This window comes from Dolichospermum lemmermannii CS-548 (genome assembly GCF_028330815.1).
In the GTDB taxonomy this organism is placed as follows: Bacteria; Cyanobacteriota; Cyanobacteriia; order Cyanobacteriales; family Nostocaceae; genus Dolichospermum; species Dolichospermum lemmermannii.
Map to the genome: position 1 here is coordinate 1 of NZ_JAQMTJ010000136.1, position 2,681 is coordinate 2,681.

Consider the following 2,681-nt stretch of genomic DNA (forward strand, 5'->3'; position numbering starts at 1 on the left):
CTGATGGAGAATATCAGATAGGCTCTTGGGATGGAACAGATCATAAAACCATCTATAAAATTCCCACAGAAGATCAAGGGCAATGGGTGCATTTAGCGGGAGTTTATGATGGAACAAATTGGATATTATATCGGAATGGAATAGAAGTTAGCAAAACTTCAAATACGACAGGTGCGGTTTCAGTTAGTAATAATTGGGCAATTGGAGCTAAAGGTACTACAAGTAATGGAAGTGAAAGATTTTTTAACGGACAAATAGATGAAGTTCGGATTTGGAATACTAATCGTACCCGAGAAGAAATTCTAAACAACCAAAATCAGACTCTCAATGGTAATGAAACGGGATTAGTTGCTTACTATCGAGCTAACGAAGGTACTGGTACTATCCTAACTGATAGTAGCATTAACAAGTTGAATGGAACATTAATAGGTGGGACATCTTGGACTTATTCTGATTCTGAGCCTTCTGATTTTATCGGTCTCAATTTTAATTCAACTAACTGGAATACCCCTCAAACTTTCCAAGTGGTGGGAATTAACGATGCGATCGCCGATGGGACTGTCCCATACAATATTATTACCACTGTCACCAGCGAAGATCCTAACTACAATAAACTAGCGATCGCTCCTATCCCCCTCACCAACACAGAAGATAGCGATACAGCAAAAATTATCATCACACCCCCCGGACAAGTAATAGAAGGAAGACAAAATGTCTATTCTGTCAAGCTAAATAGTCAGCCAGTGGGTGAAATCCGGGTCATCATGACTCCCAAAGTTGACCAGTTTCAACTAAATAATGAAGATATTGGCGAACCCCTTACCCTCACCTTTAATGCAAGCAACTGGAATCAAACACAAACAGTGCGAGTGACAGCCGTAGATGATTCAGTGGTTGAATATTTCCAAACTAGCCAAATTGAGTTTAAGGTAGAAACTGGCAATGTTAAAGACTTTGAATCAAAATGGCAGAATAACACACCAGAAAAAGCACTTGATTTAGGGAAAATTACCGGAGGAATCGAACGCACTGGATTAAGCATAGATTCAACCTCTAGGATTACAGATACGGATTGGTATAAGTTTACCCTTCCCACCCAAGGAACTGCTAAGGATTTTGTAGAAATTCAGTTTACTAATGCTAAAGGCGATCTGAATCTGGAGTTGTATCCAACTTCATCCAATCTAACTTTAGATGGAGTAGATGATTATGTAGAAATTTCTGATTCCAATAGCATAGATTTCAATACCAATGAAAACTTTACTGTCGAAGCTTGGATTAAAGCAGATGCTAATCAACCAGATAAAAGAACTGGTGATAATGACATTATTGAAAAATGGAATGAAATCGGTGGCTATCCTTTTGTTATCCGTTATCTAAACAGTTCTGGTCAAATTCAAGCTGCACGCTATGATGGCTCGAATAATCCTAAAATTATTTCTAGTATTGCCATCAATGACAATCAATTCCATCATGTAGCTTTTGTGAAAAATGGTAAGAATTTATCTCTCTATATTGATGGTATACTCAATGGAGCAGCCGTTGATACAACAACTGGAAACACTCAAAATTCTTCTCCTTTATACATTGGTAATCGTGCCAATAAAAATTATTTCAAGGGTCAAATTGATGAAGTTCGTATTTGGAATGCAGTACGTAGCCAACAAGATATCCAAGACAACAAAGATAAGACTCTCAACGGCAATGAAACTGGTTTAGTTGCTTATTATCAAATTAATGAAGGTACAGGAGATACCCTCACTGATAGTACCGTTAATAAATTGGATGGCAAATTCATCAATGGGACAATTAAAAATTCTCGTTCAACTACTGAAAATAAAGAACGAATTGAACTAAATGGATTAAAAGCCGGAGATTACTTACTCAAGGTATCAGGAAAAGATAGCACTACCAGTAATGACTACAAACTCATTCTTGGTGATGCAGATTATCAATATCGGACTGCACCCATTGTTACCACCAACGGTAAAACCCTAACCGCACTCGACGTTACCATTAAAGACAACGATTTACCCACAGCCAAAATCATTGCTGGACCCACTGCATCTGAAGTATTTGGTCAACCAAGTTACTTTACAGTTCAGTTAAATGCTCCTGCACCCCTTGATGGTAATGGGATTGTGGTTGGTTATAAAGTTGTTGGTGGTAGTGCAACTTTAAATACGGATACAACTCCTGGAGATTACCGAATCCAAAATAACCAAAAAGAAGGTACTGTCAGAATTGCTCCAGGAGAAATCCAAGCAAATATTATTGTTTCTCCTGTTGATGACAAGTTGGTGGAAGACTTAAATCTAAAAACTGTTAGCCAAGATACCACGTTTGTTCCTACTTCTGGAAAAACTCAGCTAAAGTTCACATTTGAAACAGAAACTTCTTTTGACACTCAATATGAAATCCCTAAAGGTAGTCAATTAAAATTTAACAATGGAGTAATTGGAACATTAGAAGGAAAAGCAACTTTTACCAACACTCACTTAAAGTTTGATGGTATTGATGATTATGTTAATTTAGGAAACCCAACGAACTTAAATATTACTGGTAAAATTACCATAGAAGCTTGGGTTAAATTAGATAACATTAGTGGGCTTAGAAATATTGTAGCTCATGGTTATAATCTAAATCCTAATGGAGAAGTATTTTTAAGAATCGCTGATGGA

At 37.0% G+C, this 2,681-nt stretch carries 1 protein-coding gene; it reads left to right on the plus strand.

The window, feature by feature from the left end; genetic code table 11:
• The coding region (locus PN450_RS08870) for a LamG domain-containing protein (protein WP_271836050.1) at positions 1-2,681 on the plus strand (2,681 nt) is incomplete at both ends.